The organism is Stenotrophomonas nitritireducens (assembly GCF_001700965.1).
Classification (GTDB): domain Bacteria; phylum Pseudomonadota; class Gammaproteobacteria; order Xanthomonadales; family Xanthomonadaceae; genus Stenotrophomonas; species Stenotrophomonas nitritireducens_A.
The window spans coordinates 3,124,647-3,146,724 of record NZ_CP016756.1; the positions used below are offsets into that span (position 1 = coordinate 3,124,647).

The window sequence follows — 22,078 nt, forward strand, 5'->3', positions numbered from 1 at the left end:
GCGCCGGCGTTGTTGTTTTTTAGGGAGCGCGATCATGAGCCTTGACGAGTTTGGACTGATCGAGCGGATACGTCGGCGTACCGCTGCGCGCGACGATATCGTGCTGGGCATTGGCGATGATGCGGCGTTGCTACAGCCGGCGCCGGGCCAGCAACTGGTGGTGACCACCGACACACTCAATATCGGCGTGCACTTTCCGCCAGAAACGCCCGTGGCCGATATAGGCTGGAAAGCCTTGGCGGTGAACCTCTCCGATCTTGCCGCGATGGGCGCAACGCCGGCCTGGTGCAGCTTGTCGTTGTCACTGCCCGATGCCAGTGCGCAATGGGTGGACGCATTTGCGCAGGGGTTCTTCGCACTTGCCGATCTGCACGGCATCGCCCTGATTGGTGGCGATACCACCCGTGGCCCGCTGTCGATTTCAATCACTGCGATGGGCCAGGTGCCTGCAGGGCAGGCGTTGCGTCGCGACGGCGCGCAGCCCGGTGATGACATCTGGGTCAGTGGCGTGCCCGGCGAAGCGGGGCTGGCCTTGGCGCTGTGGCAGCAGAACGCGTTGGACGTAAGCCGGATTGCCGACGATTCCGCGCGTGAGCACCTGCGCCTGCGTCTGGCCCGGCCCACACCGCGGGTTGAACTGGGTCGCGCGCTGCGCGGCGTGGCGACCGCCGCGGTGGATGTTTCCGATGGGCTTCTGGCCGACCTCGGGCACATCTGCACACGCAGTGGCGTAGCCGCCGATGTGCTTGAAAACGCGCTGCCCGCCTCGCCGGCGGCACAGCAATGCGCGCTTTCGGGCGCCTTCAATGCATTGCGTACGGGCGCTGGCGATGACTACGAATTGTGTTTTACCGCCCCTCGGGCGCAGCGGCAGGCGGTGCACGAAACCATGGCTTCCGTAGCAGTTCCGCTTACCCGGATTGGCTATATTCGAGCCGGGACCGGGCTGCAGGTGATCAACCAGGAGGGGGATGTGCTGGTGGCGTCGAAGCAGGGCTACAACCACTTTTCGGGCACTGGGGAATAGGGGAACCCCGCCATACGTACGACAAATCTGCCGCGTTCACGCGGTGTCCACGTATTCATATTTAACATCGCGACTGTGATGGAAGTCGCATTTTGATGCAGCGCACTGGCTGCATCCAGCGACCGCAAACAGGGGATGGGGTAGTGGAAACAGCAACATTGGAAAAGCTCAGGGCCAAGGTGAGTGATGCAGCGTCACCTTCGTCCAGCGTGGATGGCGCGGCGCTCGAAACCGAACTCGACAAGGTCATCGAGCGCAGCACCGGCATTTCCATGCTGCTGGTATCCACGGCCGATGGCCGCGCGATCGCTCACCGTTCGTTGAACAAGCTTGATCCTCGCCGCTTGTCGGCGATGAGCAACTCGTTTCTTACGCTCGGTGAAACCCTCTCGCGCGAGCTTGGCCTCAGCACCGCGGATTACGTGACCATGTCCACCTCGCAGGGCAGCATGGTGCTGGTGCGCGTTGCCGCGGACCGGCCTTACACGTTGGCTGCGCTGGGGCATGCCGATACATCGCTCGCCATCCTGTTGTATGCCGCCCGCGATGCCGCGGCGCGGATCAAGCAGTTGCTGTAACTCACCCGTTGCAGAGCATCCGTGCTGCAGTTCGCCTGGCGTGCCGGGAAACCTGCGCGGCTGATCGATACGGGCTGCAGAAACACGGGTGTCGCCGGGCATGCGCCTGACCGCACCACACCTCATAGACAACATTCGCTCAGGAACGGAGAACACCATGGCTGGAAACGTCAAGCTGGACAAGTTGAATGAAATCGCAGGTTTCGTCGGCGCTGCACTGGTCGACAGTGACAGTGGCATGGCGTTGGGCATGCTGGGCGGTGGCCCGATCAATCTGGAAGTTGCGGCCGCAGGCAACACCGAAGTGGTGCGCGCCAAGCGCCGCGTCGCTGCCTCGCTGGGCATCACCGATGCGATTGAAGACATCCTGATCACCCTGACCAGGCAGTACCACCTGATCCGTCCGCTGGAAAGCAACGCGGACCTGTTCCTGTACGTGGTGCTTGACCGTTCGCGCGCCAACCTGGCGCTGGCCCGCCATGAGCTGAAGTCGTTCGAACAGACGCTCGATTTCAAGTGATGCAACGCCGAGCCGCTGCTCCGTGACGGAGCAGCGGCATGGCAGCCAAGCATCGACCCACAGGCCTGATCGACACGATGAGTGCACCCGCCCGCAAGATTTCCACCGCAGTGATCGGATGCAAGGGCCTGGATGTCCTGCACATGATGCGGTTGAAAGTGGCCAGTTCGTTGCTGATGGCCGAGTACATCCAGGCAGAGGTGCAGGAGTGGAATCACCAGTCGGTGGATCTGCTGGTGGCCTGCATCGACGACAGCAATGGCCAGCAGGCGCTGCGCGATGCCAATCTCAGGGGACTGCCGGTGTTGGCGGTCACCCGCAAGCTGCTCTCCGGGCTGTCTGTGCCGGGTGTGGCCTACGGCGCCAGCGTGCGCGATATCTTCCAGCAGTTGCGCCAGCTGTTGCTGGCCTCGGACGGCGGTGGCGAGCGCTTCCAGCCGCGTACCTTGTTCCGCAGCCTTGGTGATACCCAGGGCAAACCCAGCGTGCTGCATATGGGCCTGGTCAAGGTGATGGTCGATGCGGCGCGCGCGCGGGTCACCCTGCTGCGTGATCTGCCGTACGAAAACTGCCTCAATGCGGCGGCCGAGCCCGGCTGGACGCTGTCGCTGCTGGCAGGCGCGCCGGCGCTGGAAGAGGCGATGGCCGATGCGGTCAGCACGCATGCATTCGAGGATTTCTGCTGGCAGGCGGCGGCGTTATCCTCGGCGCCGCTGCTGGAGCAGGAAACCACCGGCCTGTGCCAGCTGCGCGGCTGGCCCGAGGTGGAAACCGGCAAGTTGCCGCTGGCGTGGTTGCTGCCGATGGCGGCGATGATGCTGCGGCCGTGGCAACCGGGGCAGCTGGCGCTTGCCACTGACACGTCACTGGATGACATTGCCCGTATCATTGCGGCGGCGGCATGTACCGGGCTGCTGGATGCCAGTGGTAGCCAGACGACAGGTGATCGGCCTTCGGACAACAAGGTCTCAGGCTTCTTCACGCGTATCGCCAAGCGATTCGGGCTCAATTTCTCCAAGGGGCTTCAGGTCTGACGGATATGGCAACCAAGTTGGTTTTTGTCGGTGAAATGGGTGCGGGTAAAACGACTGCGATCCGGTCGATCTCGGACATGGAACCGATCAGCACGGAAATGCCGATCAGCGACGACGCCGCATTGGCAGCATTCGAGGACAAGTCGCATACGACCGTGGCGCTGGATTACAGCTCCATTGAACTGGGCGATGGTGAGCTGTTGCATGTCTACGGCGTGCCGGGCCAGGCTTATCTGGATTTCATGTGGCCGATCGTCGCCGAAGGCGCAATCGGCGTGATCGTACTTGTGAGCGCACTCAACCCGCGCGCGCTGCCAAGTACGTTGACTCTGCTGGAGCGCTTCCGTGGCCTAGCACCGGAAGCCTGTTTCGCCGTGGGCGTGACCTGCCAGGACCGCGAACCCGATTTCAGTTTCGCCCAGTTCCGCAACGCACTGGCCAGCGAAGGCCATCGCCTGCCAGTGATGTGGGTAGACGCACGCGAAACCAGCCAGGTCGATTTCCTGATCAAGGCGCTGCTGTCCTGCCGCTACGCCGAATCGATCGCCTGATACGCAGTCGCAGCGGCTGCTTTGCTGCGGTTGCAGGAGCGGCGTAGGCCGCGAAGCCACGAAAACATCAGATTACAGTTTTGCCTGGCACTGAACTGCCGCCAGCCTCGCGGCTGACGCCGCTCCCACAAACATACATACACACAAATGCATGCCCAGCGTTGCTGCGGGAAGCTGCTTTGCTGTTTTTGTGGGAGTGGCGTCAGCCACGAAGCCACTGCAGCATCAGATTGCGGTTCTGCTTAGCACTGACCTACTGCCAGCTTCGCGGCTGACGCCGATCCCACAAACAGACATCCATGCCCAGCGTTGCTGCTGGAGCTGCTTTACTGCGGTTGTAGGAGCGGCGTAAGCCGCGAAGCCACGACAACATCAGATTGCAGTTTTGCCCGGCACTGAACTGCCGCCAGCTTCGCGGCTGACGCCGCTCCTAGACATACAAATGCATGCGCAGCGCTGCTGGAGCTGCTTTACTGCGGTTGTAGGAGCGGCATACGCCGCGAAGCTACTGCAGCATCAGATTGCAGTTTTTGCCGGCACCGTTCTGCTGCCAGCTTCGCGGCTGACGCCGCTCCTACACATACAAATGCATGCGCAGCGCTGTCGTGCGAGAACTGCTTCGCTCTGGCTGTGGGAGCGGCATAAGCCGCGAAGCTACTGAAGCATCAGATTGCAGTATTACTGGGACCGACCTGCTGCCAGCTTCGCGGCTTACGCCGCTCCCACAGATACGCACACAAATGCATGCCCGACGGTGCTGCCGGTGTGCCGCGCCCACTTGCCCCTCAAAACCTACAAGGCCTATGGGCCCTCTTGCTCCGGCAACACCTTGCCGGGATTTAGGATCCCATCCGGGTCCAGCGCCTGCTTGATGGCGCGCATTGTCGCCAGGGTGCCTGCCGAAAATGCCTGGGTCATGAAGTCGCGTTTGGCCAAGCCGATGCCGTGTTCGCCGGACAACGTGCCGCCCAGTTGCAGGGCCAGTTCAAATACCTTTGGCAGTGCCGCATGCGCGCGCTCGTTCTCGCTGGCATCGTCCGGGTGATAGAGGATGTTGACGTGCAGGTTGCCGTTGCCGGCATGGCCAAAGGTGACGATCGGCAGCTGCGTCTGCGCCGACAGCTGTTGCACGCCTTCCACCAGTGCTGGAATCTGCGATACCGGCACCACCACGTCTTCGTTGATCTTGCCTGGCGCGATGGTTTTCAACGCCGGCGACAAGGCGCGCCGTGCCGCCCACAGCTTGTCGCGCGCGCTGCCATCGGTGGCCACGTCCAGCGCCAGCATGCCATCGCCCTCGGCGGCTTCTGCCAGCGCATTGAGCAGATAGGGCAGGGTGTCGTCGTCGCCATCGGCATCGATCAATAGCATCGCGCCGGCTTCGGGTACCTGCGCGCCGTTGTGGCGCAGCAGCTGCAGGCTGCGTGCGTCCATGAATTCCAGGGTGGTGGGCGTTACCGGCTGCGCCATCACCCGCGATACCGCCGCCGCTGCCGCTTCCGCATCGCGGTACAGCACGCGCAGGCCGGCCTGGCTGCGCGGGCGCGGGGTCAGCTTGAGCGTGGCCTCGACGATCAGCGCCAGCGTACCTTCACTGCCAACCAGCAGATGGGTGAGGTCGTAGCCGGTGGAATCCTTGGTGTACGGGCCGCCGCATTGAATCAATTCGCCGGTGCCGGTGACCGCCACCAGCCCAAGCACGTTGTCGCGGCTGGTGCCGTATTTCACCGCGCGCGGCCCCCCGGCATTGCAGGCCAGGTTGCCGCCGATGCTGCAGATGTCTGCGCTGGAGGGGTCCGGCGGCCAGAACAGGCCGTGCGGCATCAATGCCTGCTGCAGGTCGCCGTTGAGTACGCCGGGTTCGACCACCGCACAGCGATCGCCAGGGAGGATGGCGACGATGCGGTTCATATGCGCGAACGACAGCACGATGCCGCCGGCAGTCGGCACGGCGGCGCCGGTGGTGCCGGTGCCGGTGCCGCGGCCCACCAGCGGCACGCCGTGCTGGCGGCAGGCGCGGACGATGGCCTGCACCTGTTCGCGGCTGCGTGGCATCGCCACGCCCTGCGGCAGCGCATGCCGCCAGGAGTTGTCCTGGGCATGCGCCTGCAGGCTGCCGGGGTCGGTGTGCCAGTCATCGCCAAGCAGCTGTGACAGGGTGTGTTCGAAAGCAGCGGGCAATGGGGTCATGGCGGTGTCGATGAGGCGGGGGTGCGGTGCTGGATCAGGCGCCAACCGGCGACGCCGATCAGCAGCGGCAGCCACACCCAGCGCAGTTCCGAAAGGACGGTCTGCAGGCCGCGTGCGCTGAAGAAATTATTGGCAAACGGCGAGACGCGGATGGGCCGCCACGGCGCGAACAGGCGCTGATCGCTCCACGGCCACCACAGCGCGACGCCCAGGCCGCCGGAGGTCAGCGCATCCAGCAAGGGATGCGACACGGCGCAGATGAACACGAAGGCCGCTGCCTGGATGCGGCTTGCCTGCAAGGCCCTGGCAAAGGGAAGGGCCAAGGCCGCCAGCAACATGGCGAACAGCAATGAGTGGCTGGCACCGCGGTGACCAAAACCGTCGGCGTAGGGAATGTGCAGCGCAAAGGCCAGCACATCGGCATCGGGCAGCATCGCCGCAATCACGCCGGCGCCAAGCAGGCGCGTGGAAATGCGGCCGCGCTCGCTGGCGCACCACAGCGCCAGCGGAATTGCAGCATGGGTAAATACGCTAGGCATCAGCAGTCGTCGGCGCGGAAGGCGTCACGGATCCAGTTCAGGCGCGGCGGTTCGCCGCTGGCTTCAACCACGTCGAAACGGCAGGGGCTGTTGGCCAGGCTGGGATGTTGGCTCAGGTACAACTGTGCGGCACGGACCAGCTTGCGACGTTTGCCCAAGTCAACCGAGGCCGCGCCGCCGCCGAACAGCGCCGAGCGGCGATAGCGCACTTCGACAAACACCAGGCTGGCGGCGGTGGGGTCGTGCATCACCAGGTCCAGCTCGCCACCGCGAAAACGTACATTGCCGGCGCGCCAGCGCAGCCCGGCGTTCTCAAGCAGCACGCGGGCAGCGGCTTCCACCGCTGCGCCGCGTTGGTGCTGCTCAGCGGCCATCACCAATGGCGACCGGGCGGCCGGCGCTGAAGGTGGACCATGCTGGCGTACGCAGCACATTGCCGAAGCCGTCCAGATGCAGCGTACCGGTGGCGCCGCTGAGGCCGCTGCCGGTGCTGGTGGCCAGCTTCTCCATATAGGCGGTGATCTTCCAGGCGTCATAGCCGAAGGCGAACAGACGCCCGGCGCCGCCGCGTGCGGTCGGCAGGGTGGTAGCGACCGCAGCTGCGGCCGGCAGACCGGCAACGCCACGGCTGCTCCAGGCCTCGGTCGGGAACGCGATGCCATCGAGCGCTGCATCTTCTTCGGCCTTGCCGGTGCCTGCGGTCAGCTGCGAGGTGCCGACGCGGCTGACTGCGCTGAGCCCGGCCAGGGCAAGCTGCGGCGCCAAGGCGCGTGCCTGGTTGCCTTTGACGGCGAGCAGGATGGCATCGACGCTGCCGGCCTGGCGCAGTTGTGCGGTGATATCGGCAGGCGCTTCGCTGACAGAGATGGTGGCGGCAACCTTACCGCCGCGCTCGCTGAAGCGTTCCTTGAAGGCGTTGCTGGAGCGCCGGCCGGCATCGTCATTGCTGGCGATCACCAGCACATTGCGGCGTTCGCGGCTGAGCAGGTATTCGGCGGCCATCAGGCCGTCGTCTTCCGGTGCCAGCGAGAAAGCGGCATTGCCCGGCGGCGGTGCATCCTTGCCGCGGTTCAAGGCCAGCAGGGGCACCGGCAGCTCGCTGCGGTGGAACAGGGCATCCACTTCATCGCGACCCAGCGGGCCGACGATGAAATCCACGCCGCTGGCGACGGCCTTGTCATAGGCCGCACCGGCGCCACTGGCATTGCCCTTGGTATCGATGAAGTCGATAGACGGGCGGCGGCGGCTTTCACCGTAGTAACCGGCCAGCAGGCCGTCACGGACCGAGGCACCTGCGGCGGCAAGATTGCCGCTGAGCGGCAGCAGTACTGCCATCTTCACCGGCGGGCGGTAGCCATCGGCATCGGCGGCCGGGCGCTTGCTGGTGTCCAGCTGCGCGGCGGTATCGCGGTCGAACGGGCGCGGCAGCGGCAGGCCGCGGCCGATCATGGCGCGCCCGGCATGGTTGTAAAGCGGATCGCCAACCGGCAGGGCGGCGGCGCGGCTGCTGAGGGTGGCGTCATTCAAACCGGCCAGCAGGCGGGTGATGGTGCGCTGGTTGTCATTGCGCTCGCTGCCGCTGAGCAGGGTGCCGGCGCGGGCGCGCTCGGCAGCGGCGCTGAAGGCATCGCCGGTGGCTTCCAGCGCCTGTGCGCGGGCCAGGTACCAGCGCGCCTGCAGCGGCGCCGGCAGCGTGCCCGGGTTTTCGGTCAGCACCTGCAATACGTTGGCCGGCTGCTTGTCGCTGAGTGCCAGCTCGGCCTGCAGCAGGTTGAAGCGCAGTCGGGTGGCGCCGGACAGCTGGCGCGGCTGTACCTGTGCCATCAGCATGCGCGCACGGGCGCTGTCACCGGCTTCGTGCCAGGCAAAGGCAGCATCGGCCAGCAGCAGGCTTTTGCCGGCACCGCGCGCCAACGCGGCCTGGGCTTCCAGTTGCTGCGCGGCTTCGCGCGGTTTGCCCTGTTCAAGCAGGGTGATGGCCGCCTGCTGGGCGGGTGAGCTGGTCGGAGCAACGCTGGTGGTGGCGCAGCCGACGAACAGCAGCATCGACAATGACAGGGCGGAAATCCGTGCGACTGGCTTGTTCATTTGAGGTCCGTTCGACAGGGCGCGGCAGTGCCGGGCGGGGGAAACGGTAGGATTCTACCCTTGGCCCACGGAAATACCGATGATGAGTACTGCTGCTGCCACCTTGTATGTCGTTGCCACGCCGATCGGCAACCTCGCCGATCTGAGCCCGCGTGCGCAGGAGGTGCTGCGTTCTGTGGCCGCCATCTGTGCCGAAGACACCCGTCATACCGGTCAGTTGCTGTCGCATTTCGGCATCAGCAAACCGCTGGTCGCCCTGCATGACCACAACGAGGAAGCCATGGCCGAGCGCGTGGTGGCGCGCCTGCTGGGCGGTGAGTCGCTGGCGGTGGTCAGTGACGCTGGCACGCCGTTGGTCAGTGATCCGGGGTTTCGTCTGGTGCGTGCTGCGCGTGCGGCGGGGGTCAAAGTCAGCCCAATCCCAGGCGCGTGCGCGGCAATTGCCGCCTTGAGCGTGGCTGGTTTGCCCAGTGATCGCTTCGTGTTCGAAGGTTTCCTGCCGGCCAAGGGCGCGGCCCGGCGCGAGCGCCTGAACAAGCTGGCCGCCGAAACCGGCACTTTGGTGTTCTACGAATCCTCGCACCGCATTGCCGAGTCGCTGGCCGACATGGCCGGTGCATTTGGCGGTGACCGGCCGGCGGTGGTGGCGCGCGAACTGACCAAGCTGTTCGAGACCGTGCTTGATGGCAACCTGGACCAACTGCTGGCCAAGGTGTTGGCCGACGACAACCAGCGCAAGGGCGAGTTCGTGGTGATGGTGCAGGGCGCCGGCGATGACGAAGAAGCCAAGATTGCCGAAGGACGGCGCCTGTACGCCAAATTGAACGAGCATCTGCCGCCTTCCACCGCTGCCAAACTGGCGGCTGAACTGAGCGGTGCGCCGCGCAAGGCTTTGTATGGACAGGGCAGCAACGACTGAGGCGGTGTGGGCGGCGGCCGATGCCGCCAGCCTGCGCGCGCAGCTGGACCTGCGCGAGCAACCGTTGGCCGGTGGCTCGGGCGCCGAGATCAAGACCCAGCGCGAGCGCTGGATGATGGTGCGCTGGTTGACCGTCTGGGCCTCGCAGCTGGATTACCCGCTACGGGTGAACAAGCGCGAGAGCCCGGATTTCATGGTCGACACGGGCAGCGGCAGGATCGGACTGGAATGCATGGAAGTGGTGCCGGAGGCCTTCAAGCAATTGCAGGCCAAATTGAACGACATCAATTCCGGCTGGGTGCGGCCGGTGCCGGACCCACGCGGCGGGGAAGTGCGCAACGAATGGGACAGCCCGCTGCTGCGGCAGTTGCTGGCTGACACCTATGAAGGCAGCCCTTGGGCCGGCGACGAGCCGGAACGATTGTGGGTGGAAGTGATGCGCTGGGCGGTGGAGAAAAAACGCCAGGTGCTGCACAAGCCGGCCTATGCCCGCCAGCCGCGCAATGTGTTGTTGCTGTACGACAACTGGCCGTTGCCGGCGGTGGCGTTTGTCGAAGATGCCGACCCGGCCGCATTGCGGGGGTGGGCGTTGGCTGCGCTGGAAGAGCTGTCGCGGCAATTGCGCGACAGCGATGCGCATGCGGACTTCCAGCAGATCGACATTCTGCATGACGGCTGGTTGCTGTCGTTCACCGATGCAGGGGTGCAGCCCTTGCGTTATCGGATGCCTGCGGCTGAATGAAATGTTCGGCCAGTGGCAGGCTGGACGTGCGACAATACGCGCGGCGGAGTCGGCCAGACAGTCGCGTCATTCCTTCGGGAATGCCGAGGAAAGTCCGGGCTCCACAGGGCAAGGTGCCAGGTAACGCCTGGGCGGCGCAAGCCGACGGAAAGTGCAACAGAAAGATACCGCCGAACGGCCTTCGGGCGCGTGGTAAGGGTGAAATGGTGCGGTAAGAGCGCACCGCGAGTCTGGCAACAGACCGGTACGGCAAACCCCACCTGGAGCAAGACCAAATAGGGACCTAATGGCGTGGCCCGCGTCGGGTCCGGGTAGGTTGCTTGAGCGTTACGGTGACGTAGCGCCTAGAGGAATGACTGTCCACGACAAAACCCGGCTTATCGGCCGGCTCCGCCGCTTTTTCTGCCCGCCGGGCAGAAAAAGCCCCAAAGTTTTGCATGGTAAAACTTTGGGCCCCAGGCCTTTAGCCTTCCAATTCCCCGCGCCTGTCGGCGCGCCCCCTTTACTAAAGGGGGCTGTTGCTCTTCGGATTTATTACTTGGCTCGCTGCGCATCGTGGCTGGGAGAGGTGCGGCTGTGGCTTTGGGCTGCGCTTTGGCTTTTGTTGCGCCTTGGCTTTGGCTTTGACTGTGGCCGTGGCTGTGGCCGTGGCCGTGGCTTTGGGTCTTGCTGTGGCTTTGGCTTTGGCCGTGGCTCCTGCCTTGCTGTTCTCTTTCCCTTCTCCCGCTTGCGGGGGAAGGTGCCCGGAGGGCGGATGGGGGGTGATCTTGCTTTGGCTGTCGGCCAAAGCCAAAGCAAGGCCAAAGCCAAAGCAAGGCCAAACTCACCCCTCCCCAACCCTCCCCTTGGCCCTCGGCCAAAGGAAGGGGGTCAGGAGCCAAAGCCTTCTTTTCCAATCTCCACGCGCGTCTCCCCCAGGAAAACACCCTCCGGTCCGAAACGGCGTTCGTGGATGAAGCCGCCGCCGTCATGGTTGATCGCCAGCAGGGTGCTGGCACGGGTGCCGTAGTCGGTGCCGCGTATGAACGCGCTCGACAACCGTCGTTCCAACTCCAGTGGAACGCCGGTAGCAGGCAACTGCGCATCCGCAGCCTGCTGCTCATCAGCCAGTGCCGCCCAAAGTGGCTCCAGGCCGTCATTGCCGGTGGCCAGCCAATCCTCAAGCACGCCCATCAAACGCCGGGTTTTGGGCCAGGGTGCGTCCAGGGCACCGTTGGACATGCCGTGCACGCCTGGCGTCAGCTCGCTGCGGGCCTGCGGGTGGTTGCCCAGGTAGCTGCAGCTCTCCGCGTCCGCGACCAAGAGATTGAACGGTGCAAATGCCGGAGCCCTGCCGCCCAGCTGGTCGGCATAGTCCGTAGCGGACTGTCGGCCAGCCAGGTAGCCGGCGATCAGTTCGCCCCGCGAGGGGCCGCCCGCTGCTGCGGTTGGGTCCCGCACATTGGTCACCACTGCGGCCTGACCGTGAAGATTTACCCCCATCCAGCTGCCGCCCGAGCGCAGGTCGCGGCCGGCGATCAGTTGATCGTGGGGTGCGGGCCAGCGCCCGAGGGGTGCAGTGGGGCGGGCGTGGAACTCGTCACGATTGCCCGCCATGAGCAGGCGCCAATGCGGGTGGGCTTTCCAGGCGATGGCAACCAGACACATGCAGCAAGTGTGCCGTTTTGCGCGCGCGGCGGCCATAAGAGGCTGAATGGCTGCTGGGTTGAGGGCGCATTTTCACGCCACCTCTACACCACTGAATTTCATACAAATCTCAAAATTTGAGACGAAACAGTAACTTGTGGATAAACCTTGAACAACTCTCTAAACATCGGCGCAAACCATTGATGCGACAGGCGATTTTGTGCGCGGAAAGTTGTTGACAACCCTAGGCTCGCTGCTAAGGTGGGCATCAGAGGGAAAACCGGGTTTTTTGTGGTTTTTCGTGGTTCAATGACTTCCCAAGCAAAACGGACGAAAGGGTGCCATAGGCGTGTTCCAGGGTGAGACTGCCATCACGGTTGACGACAAGGGGCGCATGGCGGTGCCAACCGCCTACCGCGACCTTGTTGCGCGTGCCAGTGGCAACCGCCTGGTGCTGACCTACAACCCTTTCGAAGCCGGTTGCCTGTGGTTGTATTCAGAGCAGGAGTGGGAGCGGGTGCGGGACGACGTAATGGCAAAGCCCAATACCCAGCGTGTAGTGCGCACCCTGCAGCAGAAGCTTGTCGGCTCGGCCGCCCATCTGGAACTGGATGGCAATGGCCGTATCAGCCTGCCTTCCAGTCACCGCAGTGCGGTGGGCATCGAGAAGAAAGCAGTGCTGATGGGCATGGGTGAAAAATTCGAATTGTGGAGCGAGCAAGCGCATCGCGCACTGATCCAGCAGACGTTGTCTGACGAGGATCTGGGCGATGGGCTTCTCGATCTGAAGTTGTGAGCCGGGGTGCCCGGGTGCGCGGTGAAGCGCAGGCCGGTCACCCAACGGTGTCGCAGCCGCCGGCGGCTCACCTGCCGGTGCTGTACACCCAGGTCCTTGATGGCCTGAGGGTGATCGAAAACGGTACTTATCTGGATGGCACGTTTGGCCGTGGCGGCCACGCCGGCGGCGTGCTGCGCCAGCTCGGCCCGGACGGCCGTCTGCTGGTCATGGACAAGGACCCCGAAGCCATTGCCGTGGCCGAGCGCGACTTCGCGCCGGATGGCCGTGTCGCCATCTATCGCGGCAGCTTCGCCGATCTGCTGGATTGGGACGCAACCGCCGCCGGGCTGGATGGCGTGCTGTTCGACCTGGGCGTGTCCTCGCCGCAGCTCGACGTGGCCGAGCGTGGTTTCAGCTTCGGCAAGGACGGCCCGCTGGACATGCGCATGGACCCGGACTCGGGCGAGAGCGCTGCACAGTGGTTGAACCGCGCCGACGACCGCGAGATCGCCGACGTGCTGTTCACCTATGGCGACGAGCGGCAGAGCCGCCGTATCGCGCGGGCCATCGTTGCCCGCCGCGACAGCCAGCCGTTCACCCGTACCGCCGAACTGGCCGAACTGATCGCCTCGGTGATGCCGCGTGGCAAGGACAAGATCCATCCGGCCACGCGCAGCTTCCAGGCCATCCGCATCCATATCAACCGCGAACTGGCCGACCTTGAGGCCGGCCTGGACGCGGCGATGGCGCGGCTCAAGCCCGGTGGCCGCTTGGCGGTGATCAGCTTCCATTCGCTGGAAGACCGCATCGTCAAGCAGTTCATGAACCGCCACGCCAAGGCGCCGCCGACCAATCGTCGTCTGCCGGAACTGCAGGCCTTCGTGCCGACGCTGGATCTGATCGGCGGTGCCATCAAGGCCGATGACGACGAGCTGGCAGTCAACCCGCGAGCACGCAGTGCCGTGCTCCGCGTTGCACAGAAGCGCGAGGTGGCCGAATGAGCCGCCTGCTGTTGATCGTCCTGCTGGCGTGCACGATTGCCTCGGCCATCGGCGTGGTGTTCATGCGCCACCGCCACCGCCAGCTGTTTGTCGAACTGTCCAAGCTGGAGCACGCACGCGACGAGCTCAACATCGAATTCGGTCGCCTGCAGCTGGAGCAGGCCACGCTGGCCCAGGCCACGCGCGTGGACCAGGAAGCACGTGGCCGGCTGGGCATGAAGTTCCCCGAAGCCGCTGACATCGTGGTGATCCGGCCATGAGCAAGCCCGGACGCAACCGCACCCGCACGCAGTTCAACCTGCGTAACCGCATGCTGATGGTTGGCGTGGGGCTGGGTCTGTGTGCGTTCACCCTGGTCGGGCGCGCGGCATACGTGCAGCTGATCAACAACGATTTCTACCAGCGCGAAGGCGAAGCCCGCTTCCTGCGCGATGTGCCGATCCCGACCTCGCGCGGCATGATCACCGACCGCAATGGCGAGCCGGTGGCGGTGTCCACGCCGGTGGCCTCGATCTGGGTCAACCCGCAGGAACTGCTGCGTACGCCGGAGCGTATTCCGGAACTGGCGCGCGCGCTGTCGCTGCCGGTGGACGAGCTGACCACCAAGCTGACGCAGAAGGCCGACAAGGAATTCATGTACCTGCGCCGCCGGATCAATCCGGATGTGGCCGAGCAGGTGGTGGCGATGAAGATCCCGGGCGTGTTCTCGCAGCGCGAGTTCCGTCGCTATTACCCGCAGGGTGAGGCGATGGCGCATGTGCTGGGTTTCACCAATATCGATGATCTGGGCCAGGAAGGGCTGGAGCTGGCCTTCGACGAATGGCTGCGCGGCAAGCCCGGTGCCAAGAAGGTCATCCGCGACCGCAAGGGCGCCATCGTCGAGAGCATCGACCTGGTGCGGCCTGCCGAGCCCGGCAAGGACCTGACCCTGAGCATCGACCGCCGCATCCAGTTCCTGGCGATGCGCGAGCTGCGCAATGCGGTCACCACCAACAAGGCCGCCGGCGGTTCCATCGTGATCATGGATGTGGCCACCGGCGAAGTGATGGCCATGGCCAACCTGCCGACCTACAACCCCAATTCGGTCAGCGGTGCCACCCCGGACACCCGTCGCAACCGCGCGGTCACCGATCTGGTCGAGCCTGGTTCGACGATGAAGCCGCTGACTATCGCCACCGCGCTGCAGAACCACGTGGTTACCCCGGATACGGTCATCGACACCAACCCGGGTTACATGTCGCTGGGCCGCTACACCATCCGCGACGTGCCGCGTAACAACGGCGTGCTCAATGTCACCGGCGTGATCACCCGCAGCTCGAACATCGGCGCGGCCAAGATCGTGGCGCGCATTCCGGACCAGACCTTCTACGACTCGGTGCGTGGCTTTGGCTACGGCGTGGCCCCGCACAGCGGCTTCCCGGGCGAATCGGCCGGCGTGGTCGCGCGTCCGGGCAGCCCGAGCTGGTACGGCACCACCAAGACCACCATGTCCTACGGCTACGGCCTGTCGGTGACGCCGCTGCAGATCGCGCAGGCGTATTCGGCGCTGGGCAATGGCGGCCAGGTCATCCAACCAACTTTCATCAAGGGCCAGCGCAATGAAGCGCGTCAGGTCGTTGATCCGGAAGTCGCGCGCGAAGTGGTGCGGATGATGGAAACCGTGGTCACCAACGGCGGCGCCAAGCAGGCGGCGATCCTGGGTTACCACGTCGCCGGCAAGACCGGTACCGCCCGCAAGAACGGCCCCAACGGTTACGAACGCGGCCACTACAACCTGCTGTTCGCCGGCCTGGTGCCGGCCACCGCACCGCGCTATGCCGCGGTGATCGTGGTCAACGATCCGCAGGGCTCGCTGCAGTACGGCGGCCTTGTGTCCGCGCCGGTGTTCCATCATGTGATGGAAGGCACGCTGCGCTTGATGGACGTGCCGCCGGATGACATCCAGTCCTGGCTGGCGGCGCAGGCCGCGGGCAAGGTGGGTGGCAAGCCGGGCAGCAACATGGCGCCGCTGCCGATTCCGCAGGACCCGGACGAGGCACCCAATGCCGCGGCCGAATTTGATGCCGCACTGCCGACGGCCGTCGCTCCGACGCCTGCCGCCACGGAGGTGCGCCAGTGAGTCACACAATGAAGTTGTCACAGCTGCTGCCTGATCTGGCCCTGTCGCAGGACCCGCAGATCGGCGGCCTGGTGTTGGATTCACGGCATGTCCGCGCCGGTGATGCGTTTGTCGCAATCGCCGGTTTTGGCGCGCACGGGCTGGGTTTTGTCGAGCAGGCAAAGGCCGCCGGCGCGGCCGCGATCCTGTTTGATCCGCCGGCACCGGCGGAGCTGCCGGCACCGGCCGATGCCATCGCCGTGCCCGGCCTGCGTTCGCGCATGGGCGCGATGGCCGACCAGTTCCACGGCCAGCCATCGCGGGCGATGACCATGGTTGGCGTCACCGGCACCAACGGCAAGACCTCGACCGTGCAACTGCTCGGCCAGGCCTGGCAGTTGCTGGGCACGGTCAGCGGCTCGATCGGCACGCTGGGCGTTGGCCTGTACGGCGCGGTGGTGCCGACCGGCTTCACCACGCCGCTGGTACTGCAGATGCACGAGGTGCTGGCACAGCTGCGCGATGCCGGCGCCAATGCCGTGGCGATGGAAGTCAGCTCGCATGCCTTGGATCAGGGCCGCGTCGATGCCGTGCATTACGACGTGGCGGTGTTCACCAACCTCACCCGTGATCATCTGGATTATCACGGTGACATGGAGGCCTACGGCGCGGCCAAGGCCAAGCTGTTCCACCGTCCGGGACTGAAGGCAGCGGCGATCAATCTGGACGATGCGTTCGGCCGTGAGCTGATCACCACCCTGGCTGCCGACGTACAGGCCATTGGCCTGAGCTCGACCGGCCAGGTCGGCGCCAGCATCCGCGCCGAGAAACTGGTGCTGGACGGGCAAGGCTTGGGCTTTGACCTGGTCATCGCTGATGAGCGGCATGCGCTGCGTTCGCCGCTGCTGGGCCGCTTCAACGTCGACAACCTGCTGGCCGTGGCCGGTGCGCTGCATGGCCTGGGCGAGTCCAGCGCCAACATCTCCAAGGTGCTGGGCCAGCTGCAGCCGATCCGTGGCCGCATGAACCGCCTCGGCGGCCATGGCGAACCCACCGTGGTAATCGATTACGCGCACACCCCCGACGCGCTGGAACAGGCGCTGCGCAGCCTGCACGGTCACCTCGATGGCCGCCTGCTGTGCGTGTTCGGTTGCGGTGGCGAGCGCGATACCGGCAAGCGCCCGCAGATGGCCGCCATTGCCGAAGAATTGGCCGACGTGGTGTTCGTCACTGACGACAATCCACGCGGCGAGAATGGCGACGTGATCGTCGCCGACATCATGGCTGGCTTCGTGACGCCTGCGCAGGTGAACGTGGTGCGCGATCGCGCCCGCGCCATCGCTGCGGCTGTCGCACAGGCAGGGGCCGGCGACATCGTGTTGATCGCCGGCAAGGGCCATGAGCCCTACCAGGAGATTGCAGGTATCAAACATCCCTTCGATGACACCGATGTGGCATCGCGCGCGCTTCAGGCGCGCCGGTACACGAATGCGGAGGTGCGCCAGTGAAGCGCGCGCCCCTGTCGCTGATCGCCCATTGGGCCGGTGCCGAAATCCACGGCGACGACGTCAGCATCGATGCAGTCAGCAATGACAGCCGCAGCTTGAGCGCCGGCAACCTGTACGTGGCCCTGCGCGGTGAGCGTTTCGACGGCCATGACTTTGCCGCCAACGCGGTCGAGCAGGGCGCCAGCGCCTTGCTGGTCGAGCGCCTGTTGCCGTTGGAAGTGCCGCAGATCGTGGTTGCCAACACCGAGCTGGCGTTGGCAAAGATTGCCGCAGCGATGCAGCAGCAGCGCACCACCCGCGTGTTCGCTATCACCGGCAGCAACGGCAAGACCAGCGTGAAGAACCTGCTGCTGGCCGTCATGCAGCATGCCGCTGCGGTTGCCGGTCAGCACGTGTATGCCACGCCGGGCAACCGCAACAACGAGATCGGCCTGCCGCTGGCGGTGATCGATGCGCCGGAAGATGCCGATTTCGCCATCTACGAGATGGGTACCGGCAAGCCGGGCGACATCGCCTACCTGACCGCCATCGCCGCACCGGACGTATCCATCGTCAACAACGTCGCGCCGGCACATCTGGAACGCATGGGCAGCCTGCTGGAGATCGCCAACACCAAGGCGGCGGTCTATGACGACCTGCGCGATGGCGGTGTTGCGGTGATCAATGCCGACGATGCGTTCTCGCCGTATTTCGCTGCGCGTGCGGGTGACCATCAGTTGATCCGCTTCGGCCTGGAAGTCAGCGCCGACGTCACCGCTACCGGCATCGTGCTGGACGAGGCTGGTTCACGCTTCCAGCTGCGCACGCCGCACGGCGATGCCGAAGTCGCGCTGCAGTTACCGGGCCGTCACAACGTGCTCAACGCATTGGCTGCCGCTTCGATGGCACTGGCGGCCGGTATTGCATTGCCGCTGGTGGTCGAGGGCCTGGCGCAGGCGCGCCCGGTCGCAGGCCGCCAGGTAGCCCATGTGCTGGAAAACGGCGCGGTGTTGATCGACGACAGCTACAACGCCAACCCGGGTTCACTGGCTGCGGCGATCACCGCGCTGGCGGCGGGCAAGGGCGAGGGCTGGTTGGTGCTGGGCGACATGCGCGAGTTGGGCCCGGACGCGCAGGCGCTGCATGCGCAGGCTGGCCTGCGTGCGCGCGAAGCCGGGCTGAAGCGCCTGTACGCGCTGGGCCCGCTGAGTGCAGCGGCAGCGGCAGCCTTCGGCGATGGCGGGCGTCACTTCGACTCGCATGCCGCGCTGGCCGCCGTGTTGCAAACCGAACTTCATGCTGGTGTGCGTTGCCTGGTCAAGGGCTCGCGCGGCAGCGCCATGGACAAGATCGTGACCGCGCTGTTGGCGCGCGGCGAGGACACTACACATGTTGCTTGAATTGGCCCGTTGGCTGCAGCAGTTGGACGGCCTGTTCCGGTTGTTCAACTATATTACTTTCCGCGGCATCCTGGCGGCGCTGACCGCCTTGTCGCTGTCCCTGTGGCTGGGGCCGATGGCGATCCGTCGCCTGGCCCAGCTCAAGGGTGGTCAGCCGATCCGCAAGGATGGCCCGCAGTCGCATTTCTCCAAGGCCGGCACGCCGACCATGGGTGGCGGCTTGATCCTGACCACGGTGCTGGTATCGGTGCTGCTGTGGGGTGACCTGCGCAACCGTTATGTGTGGCTGGTGTTGGTGGTGATGCTGTGCTTTGGCGCCATCGGCTGGTATGACGACTGGTTGAAGATCGCCAAGCGCGACCCGAACGGCCTGAAGTCGCGCTGGAAGTACGCGCTGCAGTCGATCTTCGGCCTGGCCGCTGGCATCTTTCTGTACAAGACCGCGGTGGTGCCGGCCGAGCTCACCTTCTACATCCCGATGTTCAAGTCGATTGCGCTGCCGCTGGCAGGTTTCAGCTTCGTCGCGATTGCCTACTTCTGGATCGTCGGTTTCTCCAACGCGGTCAACCTGACCGATGGCCTGGATGGGCTGGCGATCATGCCGACGGTGCTGGTGGCCTGTGCGCTGGGCGTGTTCGCCTATGCCTCGGGCAATGCGGTGTTCTCCAGTTACCTGCAGATCCCGCAGATTCCCGGTGCCGGTGAACTGGTCATCATCTGCGCGGCGATTGCCGGCGCGGGCCTGGGCTTCCTCTGGTTCAACACCTATCCGGCCATGGTCTTCATGGGCGACGTCGGCGCGCTGGCGCTGGGGGCGGTGCTGGGCACCATCGCGGTGATCGTGCGCCAGGAACTGGTGCTGGTGATCATGGGCGGTGTGTTCGTGATCGAAACCCTGTCGGTGATGATCCAGGTGGCCTCGTTCAAGCTCACCGGCAAGCGTGTGTTCCGCATGGCGCCGATCCATCACCACTTTGAACTGAAGGGCTGGCCGGAGCCGCGCGTGATCGTGCGCTTCTGGATCATCTCGGTGGTGCTGGTGCTGATCGGCCTGGCAACCCTGAAGGTGCGGTGATGGACGATTACTCGCGTCAGGCAACCCGACTTGAAGCCATTGGTGGCAGCTACGACAAGTGGCTGCTCGGTGCCGCCGTGGCGCTGGCTTCGATCGGGATCGTGATGGTGGCTTCCAGCTCCATCGCGCTGACGCAGAGTCCGTTCTATTACCTCACCCGCCACCTGATCTTCATCGCCATTGGCGTGGTTCTCGCGGCGGTGACGATGCGGGTGGAGCTGAAGGAAATCGAGAAGTACAACCAGCTGCTGTTGCTGGGCTGTTTCGCGCTGCTGATCGTGGTGTTCATTCCGGGCCTGGGCAGCAGCGTCAACGGTGCGCAGCGCTGGATCAACCTGGGCTTCTCCAAGTTCCAGACCGTGGAAGCGGTCAAGGTGCTGTACATCGTCTGGTTGTCCAGCTACCTGGTGCGCTTCCGCGACGAGGTCAATGCCACCTGGCAGGCCATGCTCAAGCCGGTCGGCGTGGTCGGCGTGCTGGTCGTGCTGCTGCTGCTGCAGCCTGACTTTGGTTCCTCGATGCTGCTGCTGGGCATCACCACCTGCATGCTGGTGCTGGGCGGCGCGCAGATCACCCGCATCATCCTGCCGGTGCTGCTGTTGCTGCCGGGCCTGATCGCGCTGGTGATCTTCGAACCCTACCGCATGCGCCGCGTCACCTCGTTCATGGATCCGTGGCAGGACCAGCTGGGCTCGGGTTACCAGCTGTCCAACGCGCTGATGGCCATCGGCCGCGGCGAGTGGACCGGTGTGGGCCTGGGGGCTTCGATCCAGAAGCTGAACTATCTGCCCGAATCGCATACCGACTTCATCTTCTCGGTGATTGCCGAGGAACTGGGTTTTCTGGGCGTGTGCGGCATTATCAGCCTGTACGTGCTGCTGGTTGGCCGTGCCTTCTGGCTGGGCATGCGCTGCATCGAGATGCGCCGCCACTTTGCTGGCTACATCGCCTTCGGTATCGCGCTGTGGATCAGCCTGCAGACCTTCGTCTCGATCGGCGTCAATCTGGGCATGCTGCCGACCAAGGGCCTGACCCTGCCGCTGATCTCCTCCGGCGGTTCCAGCGTGATGATGACCTGCGTGGCAATGGGCCTGCTGCTGCGCGTGTCTTATGAATACAACCGCGCGGTGCGCCGCCAGGAAGTGCGCGAGGACCTCGACGGGGCCGAGCTGGATGTGGCCGAAGTACACGAGAACGAACCGGCCGAGCCGCGCAGCGAAACCGCTACCGCAGTTGCCGCCGCCATGCAGAGCAGCGCCGCGCGCGGCACCAGCCGCATGCAACAGCGGGTCGAGCCGACCTTCGGGAGGATCGCCTGATGGCCGGCCCGATCACCAAGCAGGACCTGCGCCCGGTGATGATCATGGCCGGCGGAACCGGCGGGCATATCTTCCCGGGTCTGGCCGTGGCCAAGGTGTTGCGCGAGCGTGGCATCCCGGTCACCTGGCTGGGCGCCGACGGTGCGATGGAAACCCGACTGGTGCCGCAGCACGATATCCATGTCGATACGCTGGCCATCTCCGGCCTGCGCGGCAAGGGCAAGCTGGCCTTGCTGGGTGCACCGATGCGTGTGCTGCGTGCGATCCGGGGCGCGGGCTACGTGTTGCGTGATCGCCAGCCGCGTGCTGTCGTCGCGTTTGGCGGTTTTGCATCCGGTCCGGGCGGCATCGCCGCACGCCTGCACGGCTTGCCGCTGCTGGTGCACGAACAGAACCGCGCGCCGGGCATGACCAACCGCATTCTGTCGCGCTTTGCGCGGCGCGTGCTGAGCGGCTTCCCGGGCAGCTTCGCCGGCGGCAAGGAAGAAGTGGTCGGCAATCCGGTGCGCGCTGAAATCGCCGCATTGGCAGCGCCGGAACAGCGTCTGGCCGGTCGTAGCGGCCCGATGCGGGTGCTGGTGCTGGGCGGCAGCCAGGGCGCACGTGCACTGAACAACGCCATGCCCAAGGCTTTGGCCGCGCTGGGTGACAGCGTCGCCATCGAAGTCTGGCACCAGTGCGGCGAGAAGCTGCACGAAGAAGCACTGCAGGCCTATCGCGCCGCAGGTGTGGAAGGCCGCGTCGACATGTTCATCAAGGACATGGCCGCCGCCTACAGCTGGGCTGATCTGGTGGTGTGCCGTTCCGGCGCGTCGACCCTAGCCGAGTTGTGCGCGGTGGGCATTGGCAGCGTGTTGGTGCCGTTCGCCGCAGCGGTCGACGACCACCAGACCCGCAATGCCGAATATCTGGTTGAACGCGGCGCTGCCGAACTGCTCAAGCAGGACGACGCGCTGGCGATCAACCTGGAAGGCGTGCTGCGCACGCTGGCAAACAATCCCGGCCACCGCATGCAGATGGCGCAAGCCGCGCGTGGGTTGGCCAAGGTCGATGCGGCCGAACGCATCGCAGACATCATTCTTGAGGAAGCAGCATGAACACGGCAT

At 65.0% G+C, this 22,078-nt stretch carries 21 protein-coding genes and 1 other RNA gene; 17 read left to right on the top strand and 5 right to left on the bottom strand.

Features of this window, described 5'->3' with window-relative positions; all coding sequences use genetic code 11:
• The first annotated feature begins 34 nt into the window (after positions 1-34).
• From thiL to BCV67_RS13125, 5 genes are all read left to right on the top strand, one after another.
• A complete protein-coding gene (gene thiL / locus BCV67_RS13105) occupies positions 35-1,027 on the top strand; it encodes a thiamine-phosphate kinase (protein WP_062169320.1) in 993 nt (330 codons plus the stop codon).
• A gap of 158 nt (positions 1,028-1,185) precedes the next feature.
• Positions 1,186-1,605, top strand: a complete 420-nt coding sequence (locus BCV67_RS13110; protein ID WP_172837745.1) for a roadblock/LC7 domain-containing protein — start codon at positions 1,186-1,188, stop codon at positions 1,603-1,605.
• Positions 1,606-1,762: 157 nt separating this feature from the next.
• The gene (locus BCV67_RS13115) at positions 1,763-2,125 is read left to right on the top strand and encodes a hypothetical protein (protein WP_062169316.1); all 363 of its coding nucleotides are present in this window, start codon (positions 1,763-1,765) and stop codon (positions 2,123-2,125) included.
• Positions 2,126-2,163: 38 nt separating this feature from the next.
• The gene (locus BCV67_RS13120; RefSeq protein WP_062169314.1) at positions 2,164-3,159 is read left to right on the top strand and encodes a hypothetical protein; all 996 of its coding nucleotides are present in this window, start codon (positions 2,164-2,166) and stop codon (positions 3,157-3,159) included.
• 5 nt (positions 3,160-3,164) lie between these two features.
• Entirely contained in the window at positions 3,165-3,710 is a 546-nt protein-coding gene (locus BCV67_RS13125) for a GTPase (RefSeq protein ID WP_231732393.1), read from the top strand.
• 801 nt (positions 3,711-4,511) lie between these two features.
• On the opposite strand, the gene BCV67_RS13130 is transcribed toward BCV67_RS13125, so the two are convergent.
• The 4 genes from BCV67_RS13130 to BCV67_RS13145 are packed head-to-tail and all read right to left on the bottom strand — an operon-like array spanning position 4,512 to position 8,527.
• Positions 4,512-5,900 (bottom strand): FAD-binding oxidoreductase, encoded by a 1,389-nt coding sequence (locus BCV67_RS13130; RefSeq protein ID WP_062169310.1) that lies wholly within the window; start codon positions 5,898-5,900, stop codon positions 4,512-4,514.
• Positions 5,897-6,439 (bottom strand): metal-dependent hydrolase, encoded by a 543-nt coding sequence (locus tag BCV67_RS13135; protein WP_062169308.1) that lies wholly within the window; start codon positions 6,437-6,439, stop codon positions 5,897-5,899. The genes BCV67_RS13130 and BCV67_RS13135 overlap by 4 nt, the downstream gene beginning before the upstream one ends.
• On the bottom strand, positions 6,439-6,813 hold the full coding sequence (locus BCV67_RS13140; protein WP_062169306.1) for a YraN family protein: 375 nt from the start codon (positions 6,811-6,813) through the stop codon (positions 6,439-6,441). The genes BCV67_RS13135 and BCV67_RS13140 overlap by 1 nt, the downstream gene beginning before the upstream one ends.
• The gene (locus BCV67_RS13145; protein ID WP_062169304.1) at positions 6,803-8,527 is read right to left on the bottom strand and encodes a penicillin-binding protein activator; all 1,725 of its coding nucleotides are present in this window, start codon (positions 8,525-8,527) and stop codon (positions 6,803-6,805) included. The genes BCV67_RS13140 and BCV67_RS13145 overlap by 11 nt, the downstream gene beginning before the upstream one ends.
• A gap of 82 nt (positions 8,528-8,609) precedes the next feature.
• Between BCV67_RS13145 and rsmI the strand changes: the two genes are divergently transcribed.
• From rsmI to rnpB, 3 genes are all read left to right on the top strand, one after another.
• Entirely contained in the window at positions 8,610-9,446 is an 837-nt protein-coding gene (gene rsmI / locus BCV67_RS13150; RefSeq protein ID WP_062169302.1) for a 16S rRNA (cytidine(1402)-2'-O)-methyltransferase, read from the top strand.
• On the top strand, positions 9,424-10,188 hold the full coding sequence (locus BCV67_RS13155; RefSeq protein ID WP_156455870.1) for a hypothetical protein: 765 nt from the start codon (positions 9,424-9,426) through the stop codon (positions 10,186-10,188). The genes rsmI and BCV67_RS13155 overlap by 23 nt, the downstream gene beginning before the upstream one ends.
• Positions 10,189-10,233: 45 nt before the next feature.
• Positions 10,234-10,584: RNase P RNA component class A (gene rnpB / locus BCV67_RS13160), an RNA gene on the top strand.
• A gap of 474 nt (positions 10,585-11,058) precedes the next feature.
• On the opposite strand, the gene BCV67_RS13165 is transcribed toward rnpB, so the two are convergent.
• Positions 11,059-11,835, bottom strand: a complete 777-nt coding sequence (locus BCV67_RS13165; protein WP_062169298.1) for an NRDE family protein — start codon at positions 11,833-11,835, stop codon at positions 11,059-11,061.
• A 328-nt stretch (positions 11,836-12,163) separates the two neighbouring features.
• Here BCV67_RS13165 and mraZ point away from each other — a divergent pair, with 328 nt between their 5' ends.
• From mraZ to murG, 9 genes are read left to right on the top strand one after another with little or no spacing between them, the layout of a single operon-like run.
• The gene (gene mraZ / locus BCV67_RS13170; protein WP_057627453.1) at positions 12,164-12,610 is read left to right on the top strand and encodes a division/cell wall cluster transcriptional repressor MraZ; all 447 of its coding nucleotides are present in this window, start codon (positions 12,164-12,166) and stop codon (positions 12,608-12,610) included.
• Positions 12,611-12,624: 14 nt separating this feature from the next.
• Positions 12,625-13,593 (top strand): 16S rRNA (cytosine(1402)-N(4))-methyltransferase RsmH, encoded by a 969-nt coding sequence (rsmH, locus tag BCV67_RS13175; protein WP_062169296.1) that lies wholly within the window; start codon positions 12,625-12,627, stop codon positions 13,591-13,593.
• Positions 13,590-13,853: a cell division protein FtsL gene (gene ftsL / locus BCV67_RS13180; protein WP_057633384.1), complete on the top strand. Its 264-nt coding sequence runs from the start codon at positions 13,590-13,592 to the stop codon at positions 13,851-13,853. The genes rsmH and ftsL overlap by 4 nt, the downstream gene beginning before the upstream one ends.
• Positions 13,850-15,712, top strand: coding sequence for a peptidoglycan D,D-transpeptidase FtsI family protein (locus tag BCV67_RS13185; RefSeq protein WP_062169294.1), 1,863 nt, complete (start codon positions 13,850-13,852; stop codon positions 15,710-15,712). The genes ftsL and BCV67_RS13185 overlap by 4 nt, the downstream gene beginning before the upstream one ends.
• An 8-nt stretch (positions 15,713-15,720) precedes the next feature.
• The gene (locus tag BCV67_RS13190; protein ID WP_231732392.1) at positions 15,721-17,199 is read left to right on the top strand and encodes a UDP-N-acetylmuramoyl-L-alanyl-D-glutamate--2,6-diaminopimelate ligase; all 1,479 of its coding nucleotides are present in this window, start codon (positions 15,721-15,723) and stop codon (positions 17,197-17,199) included.
• Positions 17,196-18,578, top strand: coding sequence for a UDP-N-acetylmuramoyl-tripeptide--D-alanyl-D-alanine ligase (locus BCV67_RS13195; RefSeq protein WP_062169290.1), 1,383 nt, complete (start codon positions 17,196-17,198; stop codon positions 18,576-18,578). Before BCV67_RS13190 ends, BCV67_RS13195 begins: the two co-directional genes overlap by 4 nt.
• Positions 18,568-19,653, top strand: a complete 1,086-nt coding sequence (gene mraY / locus BCV67_RS13200; protein ID WP_062169288.1) for a phospho-N-acetylmuramoyl-pentapeptide-transferase — start codon at positions 18,568-18,570, stop codon at positions 19,651-19,653. The genes BCV67_RS13195 and mraY overlap by 11 nt, the downstream gene beginning before the upstream one ends.
• Complete coding sequence (ftsW, locus tag BCV67_RS13205) at positions 19,653-20,972, top strand: putative lipid II flippase FtsW (RefSeq protein ID WP_062169286.1); 1,320 nt, start codon at positions 19,653-19,655, stop codon at positions 20,970-20,972. The genes mraY and ftsW overlap by 1 nt, the downstream gene beginning before the upstream one ends.
• Positions 20,972-22,069 (top strand): undecaprenyldiphospho-muramoylpentapeptide beta-N-acetylglucosaminyltransferase, encoded by a 1,098-nt coding sequence (murG, locus tag BCV67_RS13210; protein ID WP_062169284.1) that lies wholly within the window; start codon positions 20,972-20,974, stop codon positions 22,067-22,069. The genes ftsW and murG overlap by 1 nt, the downstream gene beginning before the upstream one ends.
• The last annotated feature ends 9 nt before the right edge of the window (positions 22,070-22,078 follow it).

Excerpts from the sequence above, each read along its gene's own strand:
- thiL (WP_062169320.1), top strand. The coding sequence starts at position 35 with ATGAGCCTTGACGAGTTTGGACTGATCGAGCGGATACGTCGGCGTACC.
- BCV67_RS13115 (WP_062169316.1), top strand. The coding sequence starts at position 1,763 with ATGGCTGGAAACGTCAAGCTGGACAAGTTGAATGAAATCGCAGGTTTC.
- BCV67_RS13155 (WP_156455870.1), top strand. The coding sequence starts at position 9,424 with ATGGACAGGGCAGCAACGACTGAGGCGGTGTGGGCGGCGGCCGATGCC.
- BCV67_RS13190 (WP_231732392.1), top strand. The coding sequence starts at position 15,721 with ATGAAGTTGTCACAGCTGCTGCCTGATCTGGCCCTGTCGCAGGACCCG.
- BCV67_RS13145 (WP_062169304.1), bottom strand. The coding sequence starts at position 8,527 with ATGAACAAGCCAGTCGCACGGATTTCCGCCCTGTCATTGTCGATGCTG.
- ftsL (WP_057633384.1), top strand. The coding sequence starts at position 13,590 with ATGAGCCGCCTGCTGTTGATCGTCCTGCTGGCGTGCACGATTGCCTCG.
- ftsW (WP_062169286.1), top strand. The coding sequence starts at position 19,653 with ATGGACGATTACTCGCGTCAGGCAACCCGACTTGAAGCCATTGGTGGC.
- BCV67_RS13185 (WP_062169294.1), top strand. The coding sequence starts at position 13,850 with ATGAGCAAGCCCGGACGCAACCGCACCCGCACGCAGTTCAACCTGCGT.
- mraY (WP_062169288.1), top strand. The coding sequence starts at position 18,568 with ATGTTGCTTGAATTGGCCCGTTGGCTGCAGCAGTTGGACGGCCTGTTC.
- BCV67_RS13165 (WP_062169298.1), bottom strand. The coding sequence starts at position 11,835 with ATGTGTCTGGTTGCCATCGCCTGGAAAGCCCACCCGCATTGGCGCCTG.
- BCV67_RS13125 (WP_231732393.1), top strand. The coding sequence starts at position 3,165 with ATGGCAACCAAGTTGGTTTTTGTCGGTGAAATGGGTGCGGGTAAAACG.
- BCV67_RS13140 (WP_062169306.1), bottom strand. The coding sequence starts at position 6,813 with ATGGCCGCTGAGCAGCACCAACGCGGCGCAGCGGTGGAAGCCGCTGCC.
- BCV67_RS13120 (WP_062169314.1), top strand. The coding sequence starts at position 2,164 with ATGGCAGCCAAGCATCGACCCACAGGCCTGATCGACACGATGAGTGCA.
- BCV67_RS13130 (WP_062169310.1), bottom strand. The coding sequence starts at position 5,900 with ATGACCCCATTGCCCGCTGCTTTCGAACACACCCTGTCACAGCTGCTT.
- BCV67_RS13135 (WP_062169308.1), bottom strand. The coding sequence starts at position 6,439 with ATGCCTAGCGTATTTACCCATGCTGCAATTCCGCTGGCGCTGTGGTGC.
- rsmI (WP_062169302.1), top strand. The coding sequence starts at position 8,610 with ATGAGTACTGCTGCTGCCACCTTGTATGTCGTTGCCACGCCGATCGGC.
- murG (WP_062169284.1), top strand. The coding sequence starts at position 20,972 with ATGGCCGGCCCGATCACCAAGCAGGACCTGCGCCCGGTGATGATCATG.